Below are 22,358 nucleotides of genomic sequence, written 5' to 3'. Positions count from 1 at the left end.
CGTTTAAAGATTATTGACTAATTTAAATTATATTCAACATTTTTTCTGTGGCTTTAATGGCAGATACTGTTTGATCTGAGTCTAAACCCCGTGTTATAAATTCTTGTTTTTCTTTTTTCCATGTAATAATGGTTTCACACAAAGCATCAGAATGACTTCCTGGAGGAATTCTAACGGCATAATCTACCAAGTCTGGTAAATCTTTTTTGCTATGTGTTTTATACAATTTTCTAAGTGCATTCATAAAAGCATCAAATTGCCCATCACCTTGTGCATGAGCCTCGTATTCTACTCCTTCTACTATTAATTTTAAAGTAGTGGAAGGTTTCATACCTTTTGCATGACCCAATACATAATTTTTTACAACTACGCGTTTTTCTATTGTATCGCTATCTAAAACATCAGAAATAATATATGGTAAATCGTCTTGAGAAACCACTTCTTTTTTATCTCCCAGTTCTATAATTCTTTGGGTAACTTTCTTTAGTTCATCATCATTTAAGCTGATACCTAAATCTTGTAAATTTTTTTGAATATTAGCTTTACCTGATGTTTTACCTAATGCATATTTACGTTTTCTACCAAAACGTTCTGGCATTAAATCATTAAAATAAAGATTGTTTTTATTATCTCCATCTGCATGAATACCAGCAGTTTGTGTAAAAACATTTGCACCAACTACGGGTTTATTTACAGGGATTCTAAAGCCAGAAAACGTTTCTACCAACTTACTAACTTTGTTTAAAGCAGTTTCATCTACAGAAATTTCAACACCATTCATAAAATCATTAATTACAGCTACAACACTTGCTAAAGGTGCATTCCCTGCACGTTCTCCCATTCCGTTTATGGTTAAGTGTAAGCCGTTAATACCTGCATAAACAGCTTCCATCACATTGGCAACACCTAAGTCATAATCATTATGACCATGAAAATCAAAATGTGTTGTTGGATATTTTTGTTTTACTTCTTCTATAAAAGTAAATGTTTCCTTGGGAGTTAAAACGCCTAAAGTATCTGGCAATAAAATACGTTCTATATTTTGTGTTGATAAAAAATTTAAAAACTCAAAGACATATTCTTTAGAATTGCGCATACCATTAGACCAATCTTCTAAATAAACATTGGTTTTAATGTTGTTTTCTGCAGCTAATTCAATAGTTTGTTTAATTGCTGTAAAGTGCTGTTCTGGTGTTTTTTTAAGTTGGTGTTTTAAGTGATTTAAAGAACCTTTGGTTAGCAAGTTCTGCACTTTTGCACCAGCCTCTATCATCCAATTGATAGATTTTCCTCCATCAACGAAAGTTAAAACCTCAATTTTGTTTAATTGATTGTTTTCTGAAGCCCAAGAAGTAATTTTTTGTACAGCTTCTAGTTCACCTTTAGAAACTCTTGCAGATGCTATTTCTATACGATCTACATGCAACTCTTCTAAAAGCAGTTTTGCAATGGTTAATTTTTCAGAAACTGAAAACGACACACCTGATGTTTGTTCTCCATCACGCAATGTCGTATCCATTATTTCTATTTTTCTTTGAATCATCCTATCAAATTTGAAAAAAAAATCTTTTTTTGGTTTCCCGTTTTCTCGAGAAAAACATTTAGAAAGGTCTTCTTTCTGCAAAATTAGTAATTTCTTCTTCCATATTTTTTAAATAGTCAATATCATCAAAACCATTTAACATATTGTCTTTCTTATAAGTATTTATGTCAAAAAATTCTGTTTCTCCTGTTGCTACTAAAGTTACTTTTTGATTGGGTAAATCTACTTTGATTTCTGTTTTGGGGTCTGCCATAATTGCATCAAACAATTTATCTGCAAATGCTGCAGAAACTTGCACTGGTAAAACTCCTACATTTAAACAGTTATTTTTAAAAATATCTGCAAATGCCGATGAAATAACGCAACGTAAACCAAAATCGTACACAGACCAAGCTGCGTGTTCTCTAGAAGAACCAGAACCAAAGTTTCTACCTCCTACTAAGATTTTAGAACCTGCATAAATTTCTTTGTTTAATGGAAAATCTGCTTTTGGTGTCCCGTCTGCATTGTATCTCCAATCACGAAAAAAATTGATATCGAAATCTTTACGCTCTGTTGCTTTTAAGAAACGAGCAGGTATAATTTGATCTGTATCTACATTTTCTATTGGTAATGGATATGCTGTACTTGTTAATACTTCAAATTTATCGTATGCCATTTTGTTTTGCTTTATGCTTTTAGCTTTTATGCTCTAAGCAATTTTTTGATTCTTAATGAGCTAAAGGTTTTAAGCCTGTAGCTTATAGTTTTATACTAATAATGTTCTTGGGTCTGTAACTACACCTTCTACTGCAGACGCTGCTGCTACTAAAGGAGATGCTAATAAAGTTCTAGATCCTGGTCCTTGTCTTCCTTCAAAATTTCTATTTGATGTTGAAACCGATAATTTTCCTGCTGGGATTTTATCATCATTCATAGCCAAACAAGCAGAACAACCTGGTTCTCTTAACTCGAAACCTGCATCTGATATAATTTTATCTAAACCTTCTGCCTTTATTTGATCTACAACTTTGTGAGATCCTGGTACTAACCAAGCTGTAACATTGTCTGCTTTTTTTCTTCCATCTACAATAGAACAAAAAGCTCTAAAATCTTCTATTCTACCATTGGTACAAGAACCTAAAAATACAAAATCTATCGGTTTTCCAATCATAGCTTCGCCTTCATTAAAAGACATATAACCTAAAGACTTTTTATAGGTTTCTGCTCCACCTTCTACATTTGCTGCAGTTGGTATCGATTTTGTTACGCCCATACCCATTCCTGGATTGGTACCATAAGTAATCATTGGTTCTATATCTGAAGCTTCATAATTGAATTCTTCATCAAACTGAGCATTTTCATCTGTATGCAGTGTTTCCCAATATTTCATAGCTTTGTCCCAATCTGCTCCTTTTGGAGTTAAAGCACGTCCTTTAATATATTCAAAGGTTTTTTGATCTGGAGCTATCATACCTCCTCTTGCTCCCATTTCTATAGAAAGGTTACAAACCGTCATTCGACCTTCCATAGACATGTCTCTAAAAACATCTCCTGCATACTCTACAAAATAACCAGTAGCTCCAGAAGTTGTTTGTTTAGAAATTATGTATAAAGCCACATCTTTTGGAGTTACACCTGCACCTAATTTTCCATTTACATTAATACGCATTTTTTTAGGTTTTGGTTGCATAATACACTGTGTAGATAATACCATTTCTACTTCACTTGTACCAATACCAAAAGCTATAGCACCAAAAGCACCATGTGTGGATGTATGTGAATCTCCACAAACAATCGTTGCACCAGGTAGGGTAATTCCGTTTTCTGGACCTACAACGTGTACAATTCCGTTATTTTTATCACCCAAACCCCAATGAGAAATACCATATTTAGCCGCATTTCTTTCTAATGCGTCTAACTGATTGGCAGATAAAGCATCTGCTACTGGTAAATGCTGATTGATAGTTGGTGTGTTATGATCTGCAGTTGCAAATGTGCGCTCTGGATATACCACACTGTTTCCTCTACTTTCTAATCCTAAAAAAGCTACAGGACTTGTAACTTCATGTATAAAATGACGATCAATAAAAAACACATCTGGCCCGTCTTTTACGCTACGTACCACATGAGAATCCCATACCTTGTCAAATAATGTTTTTGCCATTTCTTGTTTTTTTTGATTTTTATTAATAATCAACTACCAAAAATAGCTATTTAACTCAATTTATTAACATAACTAATTATAGGCAATATTATACCCAACATGTAGTGAGGTATCTATGTATTTGATTAACAATACGTTAAACATTAAATAAATACGATGTCTAATTCTTAAAGTAATTTAATTTAGAAGACAATATTGTATAAATTCACCTATAATTTTCTTCTTTTATAAAATGATCTTCATAAAAGTCTGTAAACGTTTTTGTAGTTTTATAATTATCTTTTAAAAATTTACACCCCATAATTAAAAAAGATATTTGACCTATTACTAATAATTTAAGTAACCAAAGCACCATTTACATCTGTTATCCATCCACAAAGTGTTAACAGAAAAATAATAACAAAAGATACTCTAAAAACTTATAATTATTTAGGTTGGTTATTTAAAAAAAAAAACAATTCGTTTACTTTATAAAATAGACTTTACAATGTTAAGGATTTAGGTTTAAAGTTAACAAAAAAAGCTCAAGAGAAATATTCTTGAGCTTTTAAATTTTTAAAATTGTAGTTTATCGTCTACTATAATTTGGTGCTTCTTTTGTAATTGCCACATCATGTGGATGGCTTTCGTTAATTCCACTTGCTGTAATTCTAACAAATTGACCCGTTTCTTTTAAGGTTTCAACATCTTTGGCACCACAATAGCCCATACCCGCTCTTAAACCACCAATAAACTGATGGATGCTTTCAAATAAATCTCCTTTGTAAGGAACTCTACCTACAATACCTTCAGGTACTAATTTTTTAATATCTGCTTCTACATCTTGAAAATACCTATCTTTAGAACCTTGTTTCATTGCTTCTACTGAGCCCATACCTCTATAAGATTTAAATTTTCTTCCTTCGTAGATAATTGTTTCTCCTGGAGATTCTTTGGTACCCGCTAATAGAGAACCTAACATTACACAGTCTGCACCAGCTGCTATTGCTTTAGGGATATCACCTGTATAACGTATACCTCCATCTGCAATTACTGGTACTCCACTACCTTTTATAGCAGCAGCTACCTCTAAAACTGCAGAAAATTGTGGGAAACCAACACCTGCAACAATTCTTGTTGTACAAATAGAACCTGGACCTATACCTACTTTTACTGCATCTGCACCAGCTTCTACTAAATATTTTGCGGCACTTGCTGTGGCTATATTACCCACTACAACATCTAGTTTTGGAAATTTACTTTTTACTTGTTTTAAAACAGTAACCACGCCTTTTGTATGGCCATGAGCTGTATCTATAATTACAGCATCTACCCCCGCATTTACCAAAGCTTCTGCTCTTTCTACAGCATCTCCAGTTACACCCAAAGCAGCTGCAACCCTTAATCTACCAAAAGAATCTTTATTAGCAATTGGTTTTTGTGTAACCTTAGTAATATCTCTAAAGGTAATTAAACCTTTTAAGGTATAATGATCATCAACAATTAAAAGTTTTTCTATTTTATGATTTTGAAGTATTTTTTCTGCATCTTTTAAAGAAGTTCCTACTGAGGCTGTTACTAAGTTTTCACTAGTCATTACCTCTACAATGGGTCTTGCATTGTCGTGCTCAAAACGCAAATCTCTGTTGGTAACAATTCCTTTTAAAGCACCATTTTCATCAACAATAGGTATACCACCAATACTGTGTTCTTTCATATTTGCTTTAGCATCTAACACAGTTGCAGTTAACGGCAATGTTACTGGATCTAAAATCATACCAGATTCTGCACGTTTTACTTTTCTAACTTCTAAAGCTTGTTGCTCTATTGTCATATTTTTATGTAAAACACCAATCCCCCCTTCTCTTGCAATAGCAATTGCTAAAGCAGATTCTGTTACAGTATCCATCGCTGCAGAAGCTATAGGTACATTTATAGTGATGTTTTTCGTGAATTTTGTTTGAATGTTTACTTCTCTTGGAAGTACTTCTGAAAAGGCAGGGACTAATAAAACGTCATCATACGTTAAACCTTCTCCTAAAATTTTGTTGTTGTGTGCTGTCATATGGCAATTAAAGGTATAATTGCATGCAAATTTACAACTTATTATTTAATTGTATATGCATTTAGGGTTAAGATATTTTATTGTATTTACTTGTCCAACAATAAGCACTAAAATTTTTACCAGAAGCTACACCATAAAAAAAGAACATACCAATGATTCCTTTTACAAAAAACAGAAATAAAATGGCAATGTGCCCAAAATTATTCATGTTTCCATAAAATAAATTTTTGGTAAGAAACGTACAAAAGATACTCGTAAATAAAACTGCCCATAAAAGATTTTCTACGTTTTTAATTGCCCAATATTTTACTTTTCTTAATGGATGTAAATCTTTACCCCACTTATGTATTAAATAATAATAACCATTGCCCATAGGTGCAAAAAGTAATGGATCATCAGCTTCATTTAGTTCGAATAATTTTGAAGGAGCAATTATTTTAAAACCATCTAAAGTTGTGTGATGCTCTTTTTCTAAAGCATTAATTTTAGCAATAACTTCTTGTGGATAATCTGCTTTAAAATATCTTGTATCTAAAAAACGAAGTCTAAAGTCGATACAAATCTTTTTTATTTCAGTAATGTGAAAAATGGCATTAGCATCTATTCTATCAATGTTAAAAGTATTGGTTGTTTTATTTATGGGAGATTGTACCAATCTTTCTAAAACACTTTTTTCTTGTGTATCTATGTCATCAAATACTTGATGTACCCACTGTATAACATTAAAAGATTGGTGTTTTTTATTCCTTTCTTTTATTAGTTGTTGTTGAATATCAATGATTTGTAACATAATTAAAAATTTTTTACAAAATTAAACAATCATATCTAAATCAAAAAATAGCTTTTTAGTTGACTTTTATTTAAAATCAATTTAAATAATATTGTTAACCTTTTAAAAAATGATTGTTTAAACTTTTAAATTTAAAAAAAAATCATTGTAATGTTTTAATAACCAGGATATTTTAAAATTTATTTTTATTTATTCTAAATAAAATTTGTAAATCACAAACTGGGTTGTATCTTTGCCGCGTTAAAAAAATCTATTTATATTTAATCTAAATAAAATGAGAAAAGGTATATTAATCATAACAATCTTATTTACAGTTGTTTTATCTGCTCAAAAAAAGAAAAAAGAAACCACAAGCTTAGACTCAATTCAAAAATTAGATGAAATTATTATTTCTACAAAAACAATTTTTGGAAATAAATATGTAGCCAAACACAGAACAGGTGCTGCGTATTATTTATCTCCAAAAGAATTACAAAAATTTAGTTTTACAGATGTAAATAGAGCTTTAAGAAGTGTGCCAGGAGTAACAATTTACGAAGAAGATGGTTTTGGTTTACGTCCAAATATTAGTTTACGAGGAACATCACCAGAAAGAAGTTCTAAAATAACCTTAATGGAAGATGGTGTTTTGATTGCTCCTGCTCCATATAGTGCGTCATCTGCTTATTATTTTCCAACAATTGCAAGAATGGAAGCTGTAGAAGTTTTAAAAGGAAGTAGTCAAGTTCAATATGGCCCTTTTACAACTGGTGGAGCTATCAATATGATTTCTGCTCAAATTCCCACTGAATTTGGTGGAAAAGTTAGAGCAAGTTATGGTAGCTTTAATTCGAATCAATTACATGCAAAAATTGGGGGAAGAAATAAAAATTTTGGTTATGTATTAGAGTATTTAAATTACGGTTCAGACGGATTTAAAACCCTACCAAGTGGAAAAAACACTGGTTTTAACAAAAACGATGTTGTCGCTAAAATTGGTGTTAATTTATTTCCAAAAGCTAGTGTACAACAGACATTAGAGTTTAAATTTCAATATTCAGATGAAGATGGAAACGAAACCTATTTAGGATTGTCTGAACAAGATTTTAATACCAACCCTTTTTCTAGATACGCTTCTTCAAATGAAGATAGAATGGTTACAGACCATACTCAATATATGATTACACATCGTTTAGATTTTTCTAAAAATGTTAGAATTACTACCACTGCTTATCAAAACAATTTTGCTAGAAACTGGTATAAACTAGATGATGTTACTTTTAATGGAACAAAAAAAGGAATTGCAGACATCTTAGAAGATCCATCAACTTATGCAGATCATTTTAACATTGTAAATGGTTCTGTAAATTCTGCTGCTGATGCTATTGGTGTAAAAGCAAATAATAGAAAATACTACTCAACAGGAATTCAAACAAAACTAGATTACCATTGGTATAAAGGAAATGCTTTTCATGATGTAGAAATTGGTTTGCGTTATCATTATGATGAAGAAGATAGGTTTCAATGGGTAGATAAATATAGTATTTCTAGTACAGGTGTTATGTCTTTAACAACTGATGCGATTGAAGGCACAAATGCCAATAGAATTAGTAGCGCAAACGCATTTGCATCTTACATTACTTACAAATTAAAATATAATAATTGGACGTTTACACCTGGTGTGCGTTATGAAAACATCACTTTACAAAGAGAAGATTTTGGTAAAAATGATGTCAATAGAACTGGTGTAAATTTAGCAACTAGAGAAAATTCAGTTGGCGTTTTTATACCAGGAATGGGTGCAAATTATAAATTTAATAACGATTTTTCTTTATTTGGTGGTGTTCACAAAGGATTTTCGCCTCCTGGAAATCAAGATGGTCAAGCCCCAGAAGAAAGCATCAATTACGAATTAGGAACACGTTTTAATCTTGGAAAATTACAAGGAGAATTTGTCGGATTTTTTAACGATTATTCAAATCTTTTAGGAAGTGATTTAGCAGCAACTGGAGGAACAGGTTCTTTAGATCAATTTAATGCTGGTGAGGTAAATGTAAACGGAATTGAATTATTATTGAACTATAATTTTTCAAATTCAGATGCAAAATTCTCTTTTCCTATTTCTTTTGGATATACATTTACAAATACAGAATTTAAAAATAGTTTTAATGGAGCAGATAGTTTTTGGGGGGCAGTAACTGCTGGTGATGAATTGCCTTACATACCAAAACATCAGTTTAATACCACTTTTTCTATAGAACATAAAGATTTTGAAATCAATATAAATGGACGATTTAATGGAGAATTTAGAACGTTGGCAGGAACAGGAAATATTCCTGATAACGAAAGAGTGGATGCTAATTTTATTGTGGATTTATCTGGTAAATATTTTATCACAAAACGTTTAAGTACCACCTTAAATGTAATTAATTTATTAGACAACACCTATGCAGCTTCTAGAGTTCCTGCAGGTTTAAGACCAGGTCATCCATTTGGAATTTACGGTGGATTAGAGTTTAGTTTTTAATTAAAAAAGAATTGAAATAAGAAGAAAAGGCAGTATCTAATAAAGTGTGTAAGTTTCAAAAACTCAGGATTGATTAAATCCTGAGTTTTTTTTTTTATTATTTTTCATTATTAATTCCATTTCTACAGATGATTTATAACCTAAAGAAGAATGAAGTCTTTTATAATTGTACGATTTAATATACTGGTTAATAATTTGATATGCTTCTAAAAAGAATTTAAAAGAATATCTGTTTGTGTATTCAGAATTAAAAAATATTACTGACAAAAAGAGTAGATACATGAACAAGACTAAAATTGCTTCTAAAACTATTTTACGTAATAAATAAGTGCTATAACTTGCAAACATATCATATAAAATGAATTTTAATAGGCTAAAAGTATTATTTATTTACACTTAGTTGATAATCTATTTTTCTTAATAACAAAATCGCTAATTAATTTTAGCGATTTTGTTATTTTATAGCCGATTTATAAAATGCTTTTATTTTCTTTGTAAACTGTTTATGAAAATTCAACACACCACATATTTATCTTTAGGAACAAATCAAGGAAACAAACTTGAAAATCTACAAAATGCCATCAATACTATTGATCGTGAAGTTGGTGATATTCAAAAAATATCATCAATCTACAAAACACCGGCTTGGGGTTTTAATGGTAACGATTTTTATAATATTTGCATACAAGTATCCACAAAGCAAAACTCTTTAAAATTAATTACTTCACTACTAAAAATTGAGAAGAGCTTAGGAAGACAAAGAAAAAAAACAAAAGAATACCAGAATAGAAATATAGATATAGACATATTACTTTTTAATGATGAAATTATTTTATCAGAATCATTAATTGTACCACACCCTAAAATGCTGGAACGTAAATTTGTACTTGTTCCATTAGCAGAAATAGCTGGTCAAATAAAACATCCGATACAAAAAGAAATTATAAAAAACTGTCTCTTAAACTGTACAGATGCTTCTGTAATAACTGCTATAGAAAAACAGTTAAAAAGACCTTTACCTATTATAGAAAAATACAATTATATTGCTATAGAAGGTAATATTGGTGCCGGAAAAACCAGCTTAGCAAAAATGATTTCTGAAGATTTTAATTCTAAACTAGTTTTAGAACGATTTGCAGATAATCCCTTTTTACCTAAATTTTACAAAGACAAAGAACGTTATGCATTTCCTTTGGAAATGAGTTTTTTAGCCGATCGATATCAACAATTGAGCGATGATTTGGCACAATTTGACTTATTTAAAAACTTTTTAGTTTCAGATTATTATATATTTAAATCATTAATATTTGCACAAGTAACTTTATCTGAAGATGAATATCTCTTATACAGAAAAATGTTTACTCTTATTTATAAAGAAATAACAAAACCAGACTTGTACGTTTACTTATATCAAAACACAGATAGGTTACTAGAAAATATTAAAAAAAGAGGGAGAAATTATGAGCAAAATATTGAATCTGCTTATCTTAAAAAAATACAAGAGGGTTATAAAAACTTTATTACCAGCCAAAAAGATTTAAATTTATTAATTGTAGATGTATCTGAATTAGACTTTGTAAACAATAAAAAAGATTACAATAAAATAGTTAATAAAATTAAATGTATTTAAGTTTAAGAAATGAAAATTAATTTAAAAAAAAAGGTATGAAGAAATAAATAATGACAGAAAAACAAATAAAAACTTCAGAAGGTAGATTGTTAAAGCAATAAAGGAGATAAGAGCAAATAATAAACTAAATGCAATAGAATTTAGTTTTGTTATATTGGGAAACATTTTTATTAACCACACCAATAGAAGCTTTTTAGGATAGTGTCCATTTAACCCTGAATTTTTAAACTTACACCGTTTTTAGGAAAGTGTCCATAAATAAGACGTTGAACCTAGAAATTAGTTACACTATATTTTTTGTTTTACAGAACTTTAGATATTACATTTAAACAAGTATGAAACAAAAAAAATCTAGCAAAAGCTAGATTTTTTTTTTAAAATATGTTTTTTATTTTATTGGTTACCCAATATAATTGGCATACCAGATTTACCTGAACCAATTAAAACAACTTTACTATTTGGAGATTTAGAAAGCTCTAAAGTAGCTTCAATGCCTTTTTCTTGTAAAATTTTATCCGTTAAAGAAGCACTTAAAATTTTGTTTGCCACAGCTTTACCTTCTGCATCAATTTTTTGTCTTTCTGCTTCTTTTTTAGCTTTTGCTAATCTAAACTCATATTCTAAAGACTCTTGTTCTTGCTTTAATTTAGTTTCTATTGCGGTTCTAATTGTTGGTGGTAATTTTACATCTTCTACCAAAACTCTTTTTACAATTAAATATTGGTCTGCTAAAAGTTTTGTTACTTCATCTAAAATTTCTTGTTCAATTACATCTCTTTTACTAGAATATAATTGTTCTGGGGTATAGCGCCCTACAACACTTCTTGCAGCTGCATTAATTGCTGGATCTAATAATTCACGCTCATAATCTTCTCCTTTTGTTTTAATTAAAAGTCCAAGTTTAGAAAATTCTGGTTCATACCAAACTGTACCACTCACCTTCACTTCTAATCCGTTTACAGATAAAACATTCATTTCATCTGAAATAGATTGCTGACGCACTTTACGCACAATCATTTCGTTCCAAGGAGCTACTATTTGAAAACCTTCTCCATATGTTTTTTCTATGTTGATACCATCTCCAAATCTTTCGAAAACTACACCACCTTCACCAGGACCAATAGTTACTGTGGATCTAGAAAATAATATAATTAAAACTACGGCTGCTATAATAAAAAGGACACCACCTTTTGGAAAATTAAGTTCTGCTTGATTTCTTGACATTTTTTTTATTTTAAAGTTTATCAAATTTACGAATTAACTTGATGAAACACAATCTATATAAACACAATCTTCTAAATCATGAAACTATAATGTACTATGATTTAAAATAAATATACAATTCATAACAACTTTTATATCTTTTTTGATAGTTTCAGATTCTTTTCTAGCATTCTAAAGTTTAAAAAATCGCTTAAATGGTAAATAAAATCACACATTATAACCGAAACTTTTTTCTGTAAAACCACCAATAAATTCGATTATTTTAAAAAAAAATACTCATATTGTTAGTAGCAGAATGATGATGGTGATGATCATAATTTTACAGACTATCTTTTATCACTTTAAAAGATGGATTTTTAAAGTAGTTGATTAGATTTTACCAAAATATTTTCTGATAAACCACTCTGCAGTAAAGAGAACTACCACTAAAAATAAAATCCATTTCCAATCAATTAAATTTTGTTCTTTTTCTATAGATTTTTGAGTTGTAAAATAGGTTTTATCTTCTATTAGATGTTGAATTAAGCTTTCTATTTGGTTTTTATAATACAGCTTTCCTCCTGTTTTAGAGGCTAATTTTTGTAATTTATTTTTGTTCGCACTCGTAAACTGTTCTTCTATTTGGTAATCTGATATCTTAAATTTACCATATTTTTTAATATTTTGCCCTAAAACCTCTACACTAAAAATATAATCACCAGAAATTAAATTATCTATAGAAACTTGATAAGAGTTGTTTATAAGTGATAAAGGCAACTTCTTAACTTCTTTTGTAGCGGTATTTGTTATAGTAATTTCTATAGATGCTCTAGCATCAAACTTATAATTTTTATCAGTGTAAAATGCAGAAATATTAATGTTAGAGTTGGCTGGATATAAATTATCTGTATTTACCTCTAAACGACTTCTTTTTTTATTGGATGCCGTAAATTGCACTAGATTTCCAATAAATTGGTCAAACTCTTGAAAGGAGTTGGTATTTAAAAAACTACTGGCTCTCCATTTCCAAATTCCTTCACCAAAAACAACGCTAATTTTTTGATTATTTACATCTAAAACAGATAACAAAGGTTGTTCTGTTTGAATACCATTTATTTTTTGTGTTAATAAATTTTGATGATCTTTCGAAAATATTACTTCGCCAAATTTATCTTCTAAAGGAGCAAATTGATCAAAACCAATATCCTTTTGTAGAAAAGTTAAAAAACTACTGTTGTAATTAGCGCCATAATTATCTGTTTGATTGATGTGCTTTTTTGAAAAACCAAGTTGTTGTTTATTTAGGAAATTCCAATCTGTATTGGTTCCAGTAACCAAAATAAAGTTGCTATTATTTTGTTTTATCTGATTCAGCAAATCATTAAACTTATTGTTTGGATCACATAGAACAACTAATTGATAATCATTTATTTGTTTTTTAAATTTATCAATTAAAAAAACATCTACTGTACGTTGTTTATTACTTTCTATTGCCTTTTTTATTGCGCCAATATCTGGATGTAAAACAGCTGTTACAATTAATACCTTTGTTTGCTCGTCTATAACTTCTACAGAAAAGTTTTTGGTGTTATTTTGAGTGTTTTTTTCGTTTTCTATTTTTTGTAAAGAGGCAGTATAATAATTTAAACCTTCTTTAGTTGAGGTTAAATTTGTGGTTATAATTTTAGAATTTACATCTTTAGAAAAAGTAATATTCTTAGTAAAAACAATTTTAGCTCCATTAAAAATAGAAAATTTAGTAGTTATACTTTCTTTGCCCTGATAATTTAAAATAACTTCTACAGGAAATTTATTTTTAATATAACTATACTTATTTACATTTACTTGAGTTATTTTGAGGTCTTTGTATATAGTGGTATCTCCAACAACAATGGGATATATTTTTTTGTTAGAACTTATAAACTCATAATCATTACCAATGGTTTGGTTACCATCTGTTATTAAAATAATAGGTGCATTTTTTCTTTTATTTAAATTATCTAAGCCGTTTATGGCCTTATAAATATTGGTTTCATTAGCATTAAAAAAAACACTATCTGTAACTTGTAAATTATCGCCAAAACCAAAGTTTTCTAACGCAAATTTATCGTTTAAACTATTGTTTGTTTTTAGTTGATTTACAATATCTTTTACAGATACTGCTTCGTTAAAAAATTCAATAGATTTAGAATGATCTACTAAAACAGAAAGTGTAGGCTTTGTATTTTGATAAGTAGTTGTTTTTATTATTGGGTTTATAAGCAGTAAAAGCAATAAAAAAAGTGATAAAGCTTTTAAAAAAAAAAGTGAAATAGTGACTTTTGCCGTATTTTTAGCTTTATAAAAATACTGAAAATAAGCCACAAAAAGACTTATTAATAAAGCAATTACGATATACAATAAAGTTAAAGACTGCAATGTTTTTTATTTGTGTGAAAGATATAAATAACTATCCTAAAAAAGAAAACCTACAACGTTAATTTTATTGCAGGTTTATAACTTTAGTTATATTTATAAATATGTTTTTACGTTAACATACCACCATCTACAGATATAGTTTGCCCGGTAATGTAAGCACTCATATCAGAAGCTAAAAACACACATGCGTTTGCTATATCTATAGGTTGTCCTCCCCTTTTCAAAGGGATTCCATCTCTCCAAGATTGCACAGTAGCTTCATCTAATTTTGCTGTCATTTCTGTTTCTATAAAACCTGGTGCAATTACGTTGCTTCTTACGTTTCTAGAGCCTAGTTCTAGAGCTACAGACTTAGAAAAACCAACAATACCAGCTTTTGATGCTGCATAATTTGCTTGTCCTGCATTTCCTTTTAAACCAACTACAGAACTCATATTAATAATAGAACCTGCTCTTTGTTTCATCATTGGTCTTATGACTGCTTTTGTTAAGTTAAAAACAGATTTTAAGTTTACTTCTATCACTTTATCAAAATCTTCTTCAGAAATACGCATCAACAAGTTATCTTTTGTAATACCAGCATTATTTACTAAAATATCTATGCTTCCAAATTGTTTTTGTACTTCTTTAGCTAATTCTTGTGCAGCACTAAAATCTGCAGCATTAGATTGATATCCTTTTGCAGTTACACCATAAGAGGTAAGTTCTTTTTCTAAAGCTTTTGCAGCATCTACAGAAGCGTTATATGTAAATGCAACATTTGCACCTTGTTTAGCAAATTCTACTGCAATACTTTTACCAATTCCTCTAGTTGCTCCTGTAACAATTGCAGATTTATTTTCTAATAATTTCATAATGTACTATTTAGTTGATTTTCAAATATAAAAAAGAAATTCCCGTTTTCACGGGAATTTATTTGGTTTGTTATAATCTAATATTAGTTATTTTAAAACACTTGCAACCATTTCGCCAATTTTTGCTGGAGAACTTACAACGTGCACGCCATTTGCTGCTAAAATTTTCATTTTTGCTTGTGCTGTATCATCTGCACCTCCAACTATTGCACCAGCATGTCCCATTGTTCTTCCTGCTGGAGCAGTTTGTCCTGCAATAAAACCAACAACTGGCTTTCTATTTCCGTCTGCTTTTATCCATTGTGCAGCTTCTGCTTCTAGGTTTCCACCAATTTCACCAATCATTACAATTGCTTCAGTTTCGTTATCATTCATTAACATTTCTACAGCTTCTTTTGTAGTAGTTCCAATAATTGGATCACCGCCAATACCAATTGCGGTAGTAATACCATAACCTTGTTTTACAACTTGGTCTGCAGCCTCATAAGTTAATGTACCAGATTTAGACACAATACCTACTTTACCTTTTTTAAAGATAAAACCAGGCATAATACCAACTTTAGCTTCATCTGGTGTGATTACACCTGGGCAATTTGGGCCAACTAATCTACAGTCTTTATCTGCAATATAAGCTTTAACCTTTACCATATCTGCAGTTGGTATACCTTCTGTAATACAAATAATTACTTTAATACCTGCATCTGCAGACTCCATTATTGCATCTGCAGCAAAAGCAGGTGGTACAAAAATAATAGAAGTATCTGCTTGTACTTTTTCTACAGCATCTACAACTGTGTTAAAAACAGGTTTCCCTAAGTGTTCTTGGCCTCCTTTACCTGGAGTAACTCCACCAACAACATTGGTACCATAATCTATCATTTGACCTGCATGAAAAGTACCTTCGCTACCTGTAAAACCTTGTACTATTATTTTTGAATTTTTATTTACTAAAACACTCATTGGTTTGTTTTTAAGCCCATTTTATATTGAATTTCTAAAAAAAGAAATAAATGGAGTTCGATTAATTTTATTCTATGCAAAAATAACTTATTGATTGTTTTTAAAAAAGAAAATATAGTTTTTCTTATTGTAAAATTCTTTATAAAAAGTTAAATTATAATTTTAATGATTTCTATCTTTTAAGAAACGTTTAATTTCTGCCATTTCTTTTAATTTTTTTCTAGATTCAGAAATTGGCGTACCAAAATAAGTTTTATTTCCTGAAACCGATTTTGTAACACCAGTTTGTCCTAAAATAACAGCGCCCTTCCCTATAGTTATGCCACTATTGGTTCCAACTTGTCCCCAAATAGTTACTTCATCTTCTATAATTACACAACCTGCAATACCTGTTTGCGATGCTATTAAGCATTTTTTACCTATTACAGTATCATGGCCAACATGCACTTGGTTGTCTATTTTTGTACCTGCTTTTATGGTAGTGTCTCCTGTTACCCCCTTGTCTATAGTACAAGAAGCTCCTAAATCTACATGATCTTCTAAAACCACTCTTCCACCAGATAATAGTTTATCAAAACCTTCTGGCCTATTTTTATAATAGAATGCATCTGCACCCAAAACAGTATTTGCGTGTATGGTTACATTATTACCTATTACAACATTATCATAAATACTTACATTAGAATGTATTATACAGTTTTTACCAATATTTACATTATTTCCTATAAAAACATTTGGCTGAATTATAGTATTCTCTCCTATTTTTGCAGAATCTGAAATACTTGCTTTTGAGGCAATAAATGGATTGAAATGATTGGTTATTTTATTAAAATCTCTAAAAGGATCTTCAGATATTAATAATGATTTTCCTTCTGGACAGGCTACAGTTTTATTGATTAAAATGGTAGTTGCATTAGAATTTAATGCTTTGTCGTAATATTTTGGGTGATCTACAAAAACAATATCTCCTTTCTCTACAACATGAATTTCATTAATCCCTAAAATTTCAAAATTAGCATCACCAACAAAATCAACTTTTAACAAAGCTGCAATTTGTTGTAATGTCTGTGGTTTTTTGAATTTCATTAAATAGCTATTAGCTGTTTGTTATCTGTTATTAGCCGAATTATAAATGCTACTACCAAATACAATTACTCTTTAATTCTTTCTTGATAAGAACCTTTAGTGGTTTCAACCTTAATTTTATCACCTTCATTTATAAATAAAGGTACATTTACGGTTGCACCAGTTTCTACTGTTGCAGGTTTTGTTGCATTGGTTGCTGTGTTACCTTTAACACCAGGCTCTGTATGCGTAACTTCTAAAATAACACTGGCTGGCATTTCTACAGAAAGTGGCATGTCATCTTCAGAATTGATAATAATAGTTACAATTTCACCTTCTTTCATTAACTCTGGTGTATCTAAAACATTTTTTTGTAATTGTATTTGAGAGTAATCTTGCTCATTCATAAAATGATACGTATCTCCATCATTATATAAATATTGAAATTTATGTGTTTCTACTCTAACATCTTCAATTTTTCTACCTGCTGGAAATGTATTGTCTATAACTTTACCGTTGGTAACACTTTTTAATTTTGTTCTTACAAAAGCAGGTCCTTTTCCTGGTTTTACGTGTAAAAATTCTACTATTTTATAAATATCATTATTGTATCTAATACACAATCCGTTTCTAATGTCTGATGTTGTTGCCATTTATATATTGTTATTTTAAATGTAATTTTAGTTTGAATTAAAATATCCTTTCATTATTCCTCTATGAGAGTCTTTTATAAACTGTACAATTTCGTCTCTTTCTGAAGTTGCCTCCATTTCTGCTTCTATAATCTGAATTGCTTGCGAGTAATTGTAGTTTTTTTGAAATAATATTCTATATATATTTTGTATTTCTCTAATTTTATCTGTGGTATAACCACGTCTTCTTAAACCAACAGAATTAATACCTACATATGATAAAGGTTCTCTTGCGGCTTTTACATAAGGTGGTACATCTTTTCTAACTAAAGAACCTCCTGTAACAAAAGCATGTTTACCTACAGAAGCAAATTGATGTACAGCAACCATACCTGCTAAAACCACATTATCTCCAATAGTAACATGGCCTGCTAATGTTGAATTGTTTGAGAAAATACAATTATTGCCTACGTAACAATCGTGTGCAATATGGCAATATGCCATGATTAAACAATTATTTCCGATAACTGTTTTCATTCTGTCTGACGTACCTCTGTTAATAGTTACACATTCTCTAATGGTAACATTATCACCAATAACTACAGTTGTTTCTTCGTCATCAAACTTTAAATCTTGTGGTATACCAGAAATAACAGCACCTGGAAAAATTCTACAATTTTCACCAATTCTAGCACCTTCCATAATGGTTACGTTAGATCCTATCCAAGTACCAGAACCAATTTCTACATTATTGTGTATAGTTGTAAATGGTTCTATTACAACATTTCTAGCAATTTTTGCTTGCGGATGAACGTATGCTAATGGTTGATTCATAATTATTTCTTTTTAGCAATTTGCGCCATTAATTCTGCTTCTGCAACTAATTTACCATTAGCATAAGCATAAGCTTGCATGTGACAAATTCCTCTTCTTATAGGTGTGATTAACTCTGCTTTAAATATTAAAGTATCTCCAGGCAACACTTTTTGCTTGAACTTAACATTATCCATTTTCATAAAATAAGTTAAGTAATTTTCTGGATCTGGCACTGTACTCAGTACTAAAATCCCACCACATTGTGCCATGGCTTCTACTTGTAACACACCTGGCATTACTGGAGATCCTGGAAAATGCCCTACAAAGAAATCCTCATTCATTGTTACATTTTTCATACCCACAACATGCTTATCAGAAAGTTCTATAATTCTGTCTACCAATAAAAATGGGGGTCTGTGAGGTAGAATATCCATTATTTGGTGAATGTCTAATAATGGAGGAAGATCTAAATCGTATTTTGGTACGTTATTTCTTTTTTCTTGTTTGATAATTTTTGCTAGTTTTTTAGCAAATAAAGTATTTACTAAATGGCCTGGTTTGTTGGCAATTACTTTACCTCTTATTCTTGTACCCACTAATGCTAAATCACCAATAACATCTAATAATTTATGTCTAGCAGCTTCATTTGCCCAATGTAAAGTTAAATTGTCTAATATACCATTAGATTTAACTGCTATATCATCTTTATTAAAGGCTTTCTTTAATTTTTGCATAGTATTTTCTGATAATTCTTTATCTACATACACTATAGCATTATTTAAATCTCCACCTTTTATCAAATCGTTTTCTAAAAGCATTTCTATTTCATGTAAAAAACTAAAAGTTCTAGCATCTGCAATTTCATCTTTAAAATCTACCATAGTTTCTAAAGTAGCATTTTGCGTACCTAATATTTTAGTCCCAAAATCTACCATTGTTGTAACTTGATATTCGTTTGATGGCATTAGGATAATTTCGCTACCAGAAACATCGTCTTTGTAAGAAATAATTTCTTTGACTACGTATTCTTCTATTTCAACTTCTTGCTCTTCTATACCTGCTTTTTCTAAAGCTTCTATAAAATATTTAGAAGATCCGTCCATAATTGGAGGTTCAGAAGCATTTATTTCTATTAATAAATTGTCTATATCTAAACCTACAGCTGCTGCTAACACGTGCTCTGAAGTTTGTATTTGAACACCGTTTTTTTCTAAGTTAGTTCCTCTTTGGGTGTTTACTACATATTCTGCTCTAGCTTCTATGGTAGGTATGCCTTCTAAATCTACTCTACTAAATGCAAAACCGTGGTTTGCTGGAGCAGGTTTAAATGTCATTGTAACTGTATTACCTGTATGTAAGCCAACACCAGATAAACTTACTTGTTGTTTTATGGTTTTTTGTTTCTTACTCATTATTGTTTTTTTGAGTATTAATATCTTTTTCTAGTTGATTTATTTTAGTAACTAATTTTGGTAAATTTTTGAAGTATACATAGCTTTTATTGTAGTCTTGTACTTTAAAAGCTGGTGTACCATTTACAATTTGATTGTCTTTTATGTTTTTAGAAATTCCAGCTTGTGCTAAAACTTTAACATTGTCGCCAATTTTTAAATGGCCTGAAACACCTACTTGACCAGCAATCATACAGTTTTTACCTATTTTAGTAGAACCTGCAATACCTGTTTGTGAGGCTATTACAGTGTTTTCTCCAACTTCTACATTGTGGGCAATCTGTATTTGATTGTCTAACTTTACCCCTTTTCTAATAATTGTAGATCCTAATGTTGCTCTATCTATGGTAGATGCTGAGCCAATATCTACATTATCTTCTATTATTACATTACCAATTTGTGGTATTGCTTTGTATGCTCCATTTTCATCGGGTGCAAAACCAAAACCATCTGCACCAATAATTGCGCCTGAATGTATTTTGCAATTAGCGCCAATAACTGTTTCTGAATATATTTTTACACCAGAAAAAATTACAGTATTATTACCAATTACTGTATTATCTCCAATATAAGAATTAGGATATATTTTTACATTGTCTCCTAATTTAACATTTTCACCAACATAAGCAAATGCACCTATATATTCTTTAATACCAATTACAGCAGAATCTGCTATAAAACTTGGTTGTTCTCTACCTATTTTATTGTTTTTTACATCGTTATAAAACTCTAATAGTTTAGAAAAAGATTGATAGGCATTATCTACTTTTATTAAAGTAGTTTGTATTTCCTTTTCTGGTACAAAACTTTTATTTACAATTGCAATTGAGGCATTTGTTGTATACAAATATGCGTTGTACTTTGGATTTGATAAAAAGGTTAACGAACCTTTTTCTCCTTCTTCTATTTTAGAAAGTTTAGATACTTCTTCTTCAGGATTTCCAACGACATCACCTTCTAAAATATCCGCTATTTGTTGTGCTTTAAATTTCATCAATTGCAAAAATATAAAAATAATACGGTTTTGGCTAATATCCTGCTATTTTGGATAGCAAATAAAATGTTTAATTACTGGGATTGTTAAAGCCTCTATGTTTAATTGATCTGATGCTTTTGCAATATCTTTTAACTTTCCTTTTTTATTTAAAATTAAAATTGGACTCTTTAAATTATATGCTTGATTACTTATTTGTTGATGAAAAACAAAATAATGAGCATCTTCTTTTAAAATTTGAAGTTTCTTCACTGCATAATCTTGTTTTTTTTGAATATAACTTGCTTCGAAATTATTCTTTTGAATTTCGATACGTAATAATTTTCTATCTACAATCATTTTTGACAATAAAGATAGTACTTTATCTTTATGATGCACCCACTCTTTGATAGCCGAAAGCACATCAAAATCGTCTAATTTAGAGAACATTTCTAAAGTTTTTTCAGTAAAATTATTGGCAGTTATTGGGTTTTGTAAAAAGTATTTTAAAGAAGAACTTGCATATAACTCCTCTCCTTTTTCTGCCAATTCTTTTGCTCTTTTTAAAACATTTACCAAAATATTTTCTGCTACCAAACCTGTTTTATGTAAATATACTTGCCAATACATTAACCTTCTGGCAATTAAAAATTTTTCTACAGAATAAATTCCTTTTTTCTCTAAAACTAATTCGTCGTTTTTTATATTCATCATAGCTATTAATCTGTCTGATGAAATATTACCTTCTGTAACACCTGTATAAAAACTGTCTCTTTTTAAATAATCTAATCGGTCTATATCTAACTGACTAGAAATTAATTGGCATAAAAATTTACGTGGATTTTTACCTTCAAAAATTTCTATCGCTAAGGTTAATTTCCCTCCAAATTCTTTATTTAATTCTTTCATAAATCTTAAAGAAATCTCTTCGTGAGAAATACCATTTACAATGCTGTGTTCTAAGGCATGAGAAAAAGCACCATGACCAATATCGTGCAACACAATAGCAACATACAAGGCATTTTCTTCTTCTTTAGAAATGGCTACTTGTTTAAAACGCAAAACGGTAATTACTTTTTGCATTAAATGCATACAACCAATTGCATGATGAAATCTGGTATGGTTTGCTCCTGGATACACTAAATTTGAAAAACCCATTTGCGTAATTCTCCTTAAACGTTGAAAATATGGGTGTTCTATAATATCAAAAATTAATGAATTCGGAATTTGAATAAAACCGTAAATGGGGTCGTTTAATATTTTAAGTTTATTGGCTTGTTTTTTCTTCAAAATTTAAAAATATTTATCAATCTTATTGCAAAATACA

Annotated in this window: 18 protein-coding genes; 2 read left to right on the top strand and 16 right to left on the bottom strand. The window is 29.9% G+C overall.

Features of this window, described 5'->3' with window-relative positions; genetic code table 11:
• Nucleotides 1–22: 22 nt before the first annotated feature.
• The 5 genes from AC2D6T_RS06535 to AC2D6T_RS06515 form a co-directional block, all read right to left on the bottom strand.
• Nucleotides 23–1,543, bottom strand: coding sequence for an alpha-isopropylmalate synthase regulatory domain-containing protein (locus tag AC2D6T_RS06535; protein ID WP_484680895.1), 1,521 nt, complete (start codon nucleotides 1,541–1,543; stop codon nucleotides 23–25).
• A 58-nt stretch (nucleotides 1,544–1,601) separates the two neighbouring features.
• Nucleotides 1,602–2,201 carry a 3-isopropylmalate dehydratase small subunit gene (leuD, locus tag AC2D6T_RS06530; RefSeq protein WP_484680894.1) on the bottom strand — a complete coding sequence of 200 codons (600 nt, stop codon included), beginning with the start codon at nucleotides 2,199–2,201 and terminating at the stop codon, nucleotides 1,602–1,604.
• Nucleotides 2,202–2,291: 90 nt separating this feature from the next.
• Nucleotides 2,292–3,689, bottom strand: coding sequence for a 3-isopropylmalate dehydratase large subunit (leuC, locus tag AC2D6T_RS06525; protein WP_484680893.1), 1,398 nt, complete (start codon nucleotides 3,687–3,689; stop codon nucleotides 2,292–2,294).
• 568 nt (nucleotides 3,690–4,257) lie between these two features.
• The gene (gene guaB, locus AC2D6T_RS06520; protein WP_484680892.1) at nucleotides 4,258–5,733 is read right to left on the bottom strand and encodes an IMP dehydrogenase; all 1,476 of its coding nucleotides are present in this window, start codon (nucleotides 5,731–5,733) and stop codon (nucleotides 4,258–4,260) included.
• 67 nt (nucleotides 5,734–5,800) lie between these two features.
• On the bottom strand, nucleotides 5,801–6,523 hold the full coding sequence (locus AC2D6T_RS06515) for a hypothetical protein (RefSeq protein ID WP_484680891.1): 723 nt from the start codon (nucleotides 6,521–6,523) through the stop codon (nucleotides 5,801–5,803).
• Nucleotides 6,524–6,797: 274 nt separating this feature from the next.
• Between AC2D6T_RS06515 and AC2D6T_RS06510 the strand changes: the two genes are divergently transcribed.
• Nucleotides 6,798–9,029 carry a TonB-dependent receptor family protein gene (locus AC2D6T_RS06510; RefSeq protein ID WP_484680890.1) on the top strand — a complete coding sequence of 744 codons (2,232 nt, stop codon included), beginning with the start codon at nucleotides 6,798–6,800 and terminating at the stop codon, nucleotides 9,027–9,029.
• Nucleotides 9,030–9,092: 63 nt separating this feature from the next.
• Here AC2D6T_RS06510 and AC2D6T_RS06505 read toward each other — a convergent pair whose 3' ends face one another.
• Entirely contained in the window at nucleotides 9,093–9,311 is a 219-nt protein-coding gene (locus AC2D6T_RS06505; protein WP_484680913.1) for an integrase core domain-containing protein, read from the bottom strand.
• 223 nt (nucleotides 9,312–9,534) lie between these two features.
• On the opposite strand from AC2D6T_RS06505, the gene folK reads away from it, so the two are divergent.
• The gene (folK, locus tag AC2D6T_RS06500; RefSeq protein WP_484680889.1) at nucleotides 9,535–10,659 is read left to right on the top strand and encodes a 2-amino-4-hydroxy-6-hydroxymethyldihydropteridine diphosphokinase; all 1,125 of its coding nucleotides are present in this window, start codon (nucleotides 9,535–9,537) and stop codon (nucleotides 10,657–10,659) included.
• A 393-nt stretch (nucleotides 10,660–11,052) separates the two neighbouring features.
• Here the strand turns inward: folK and AC2D6T_RS06495 are convergent, their stop codons facing one another.
• The 10 genes from AC2D6T_RS06495 to AC2D6T_RS06450 all read right to left on the bottom strand — a co-directional run bounded on the left by AC2D6T_RS06495 (nucleotide 11,053) and on the right by AC2D6T_RS06450 (nucleotide 22,321).
• Nucleotides 11,053–11,883: a prohibitin family protein gene (locus AC2D6T_RS06495; RefSeq protein WP_298946690.1), complete on the bottom strand. Its 831-nt coding sequence runs from the start codon at nucleotides 11,881–11,883 to the stop codon at nucleotides 11,053–11,055.
• A 369-nt stretch (nucleotides 11,884–12,252) separates the two neighbouring features.
• Nucleotides 12,253–14,280: a VWA domain-containing protein gene (locus tag AC2D6T_RS06490; protein ID WP_484680888.1), complete on the bottom strand. Its 2,028-nt coding sequence runs from the start codon at nucleotides 14,278–14,280 to the stop codon at nucleotides 12,253–12,255.
• 107 nt (nucleotides 14,281–14,387) lie between these two features.
• Nucleotides 14,388–15,134, bottom strand: coding sequence for a 3-oxoacyl-[acyl-carrier-protein] reductase (gene fabG / locus AC2D6T_RS06485; RefSeq protein ID WP_484680887.1), 747 nt, complete (start codon nucleotides 15,132–15,134; stop codon nucleotides 14,388–14,390).
• A gap of 87 nt (nucleotides 15,135–15,221) precedes the next feature.
• Entirely contained in the window at nucleotides 15,222–16,094 is an 873-nt protein-coding gene (sucD, locus tag AC2D6T_RS06480; RefSeq protein ID WP_484680886.1) for a succinate--CoA ligase subunit alpha, read from the bottom strand.
• Nucleotides 16,095–16,256: 162 nt separating this feature from the next.
• Nucleotides 16,257–17,180: a UDP-3-O-(3-hydroxymyristoyl)glucosamine N-acyltransferase gene (locus AC2D6T_RS06475; protein ID WP_484680885.1), complete on the bottom strand. Its 924-nt coding sequence runs from the start codon at nucleotides 17,178–17,180 to the stop codon at nucleotides 16,257–16,259.
• 65 nt (nucleotides 17,181–17,245) lie between these two features.
• Nucleotides 17,246–17,812: an elongation factor P gene (gene efp / locus AC2D6T_RS06470; protein ID WP_438988351.1), complete on the bottom strand. Its 567-nt coding sequence runs from the start codon at nucleotides 17,810–17,812 to the stop codon at nucleotides 17,246–17,248.
• A 27-nt stretch (nucleotides 17,813–17,839) separates the two neighbouring features.
• Nucleotides 17,840–18,625, bottom strand: coding sequence for an acyl-ACP--UDP-N-acetylglucosamine O-acyltransferase (gene lpxA / locus AC2D6T_RS06465; protein WP_484680884.1), 786 nt, complete (start codon nucleotides 18,623–18,625; stop codon nucleotides 17,840–17,842).
• Between the two features lie 2 nt (nucleotides 18,626–18,627).
• Nucleotides 18,628–20,019, bottom strand: coding sequence for a bifunctional UDP-3-O-[3-hydroxymyristoyl] N-acetylglucosamine deacetylase/3-hydroxyacyl-ACP dehydratase (locus AC2D6T_RS06460; RefSeq protein ID WP_484680883.1), 1,392 nt, complete (start codon nucleotides 20,017–20,019; stop codon nucleotides 18,628–18,630).
• The gene (gene lpxD / locus AC2D6T_RS06455) at nucleotides 20,012–21,052 is read right to left on the bottom strand and encodes a UDP-3-O-(3-hydroxymyristoyl)glucosamine N-acyltransferase (RefSeq protein WP_438988349.1); all 1,041 of its coding nucleotides are present in this window, start codon (nucleotides 21,050–21,052) and stop codon (nucleotides 20,012–20,014) included. The genes AC2D6T_RS06460 and lpxD overlap by 8 nt, the downstream gene beginning before the upstream one ends.
• Before the next feature lie 45 nt (nucleotides 21,053–21,097).
• Complete coding sequence (locus tag AC2D6T_RS06450) at nucleotides 21,098–22,321, bottom strand: HD domain-containing protein (protein ID WP_484680882.1); 1,224 nt, start codon at nucleotides 22,319–22,321, stop codon at nucleotides 21,098–21,100.
• Nucleotides 22,322–22,358 lie beyond the last annotated feature (37 nt).

It is taken from the genome of Polaribacter sp. YIW18, from assembly GCF_057219325.1.
Note: the sequence above shows the minus strand (reverse complement) of the source record. Positions and strands in the feature narration are given on the sequence as shown.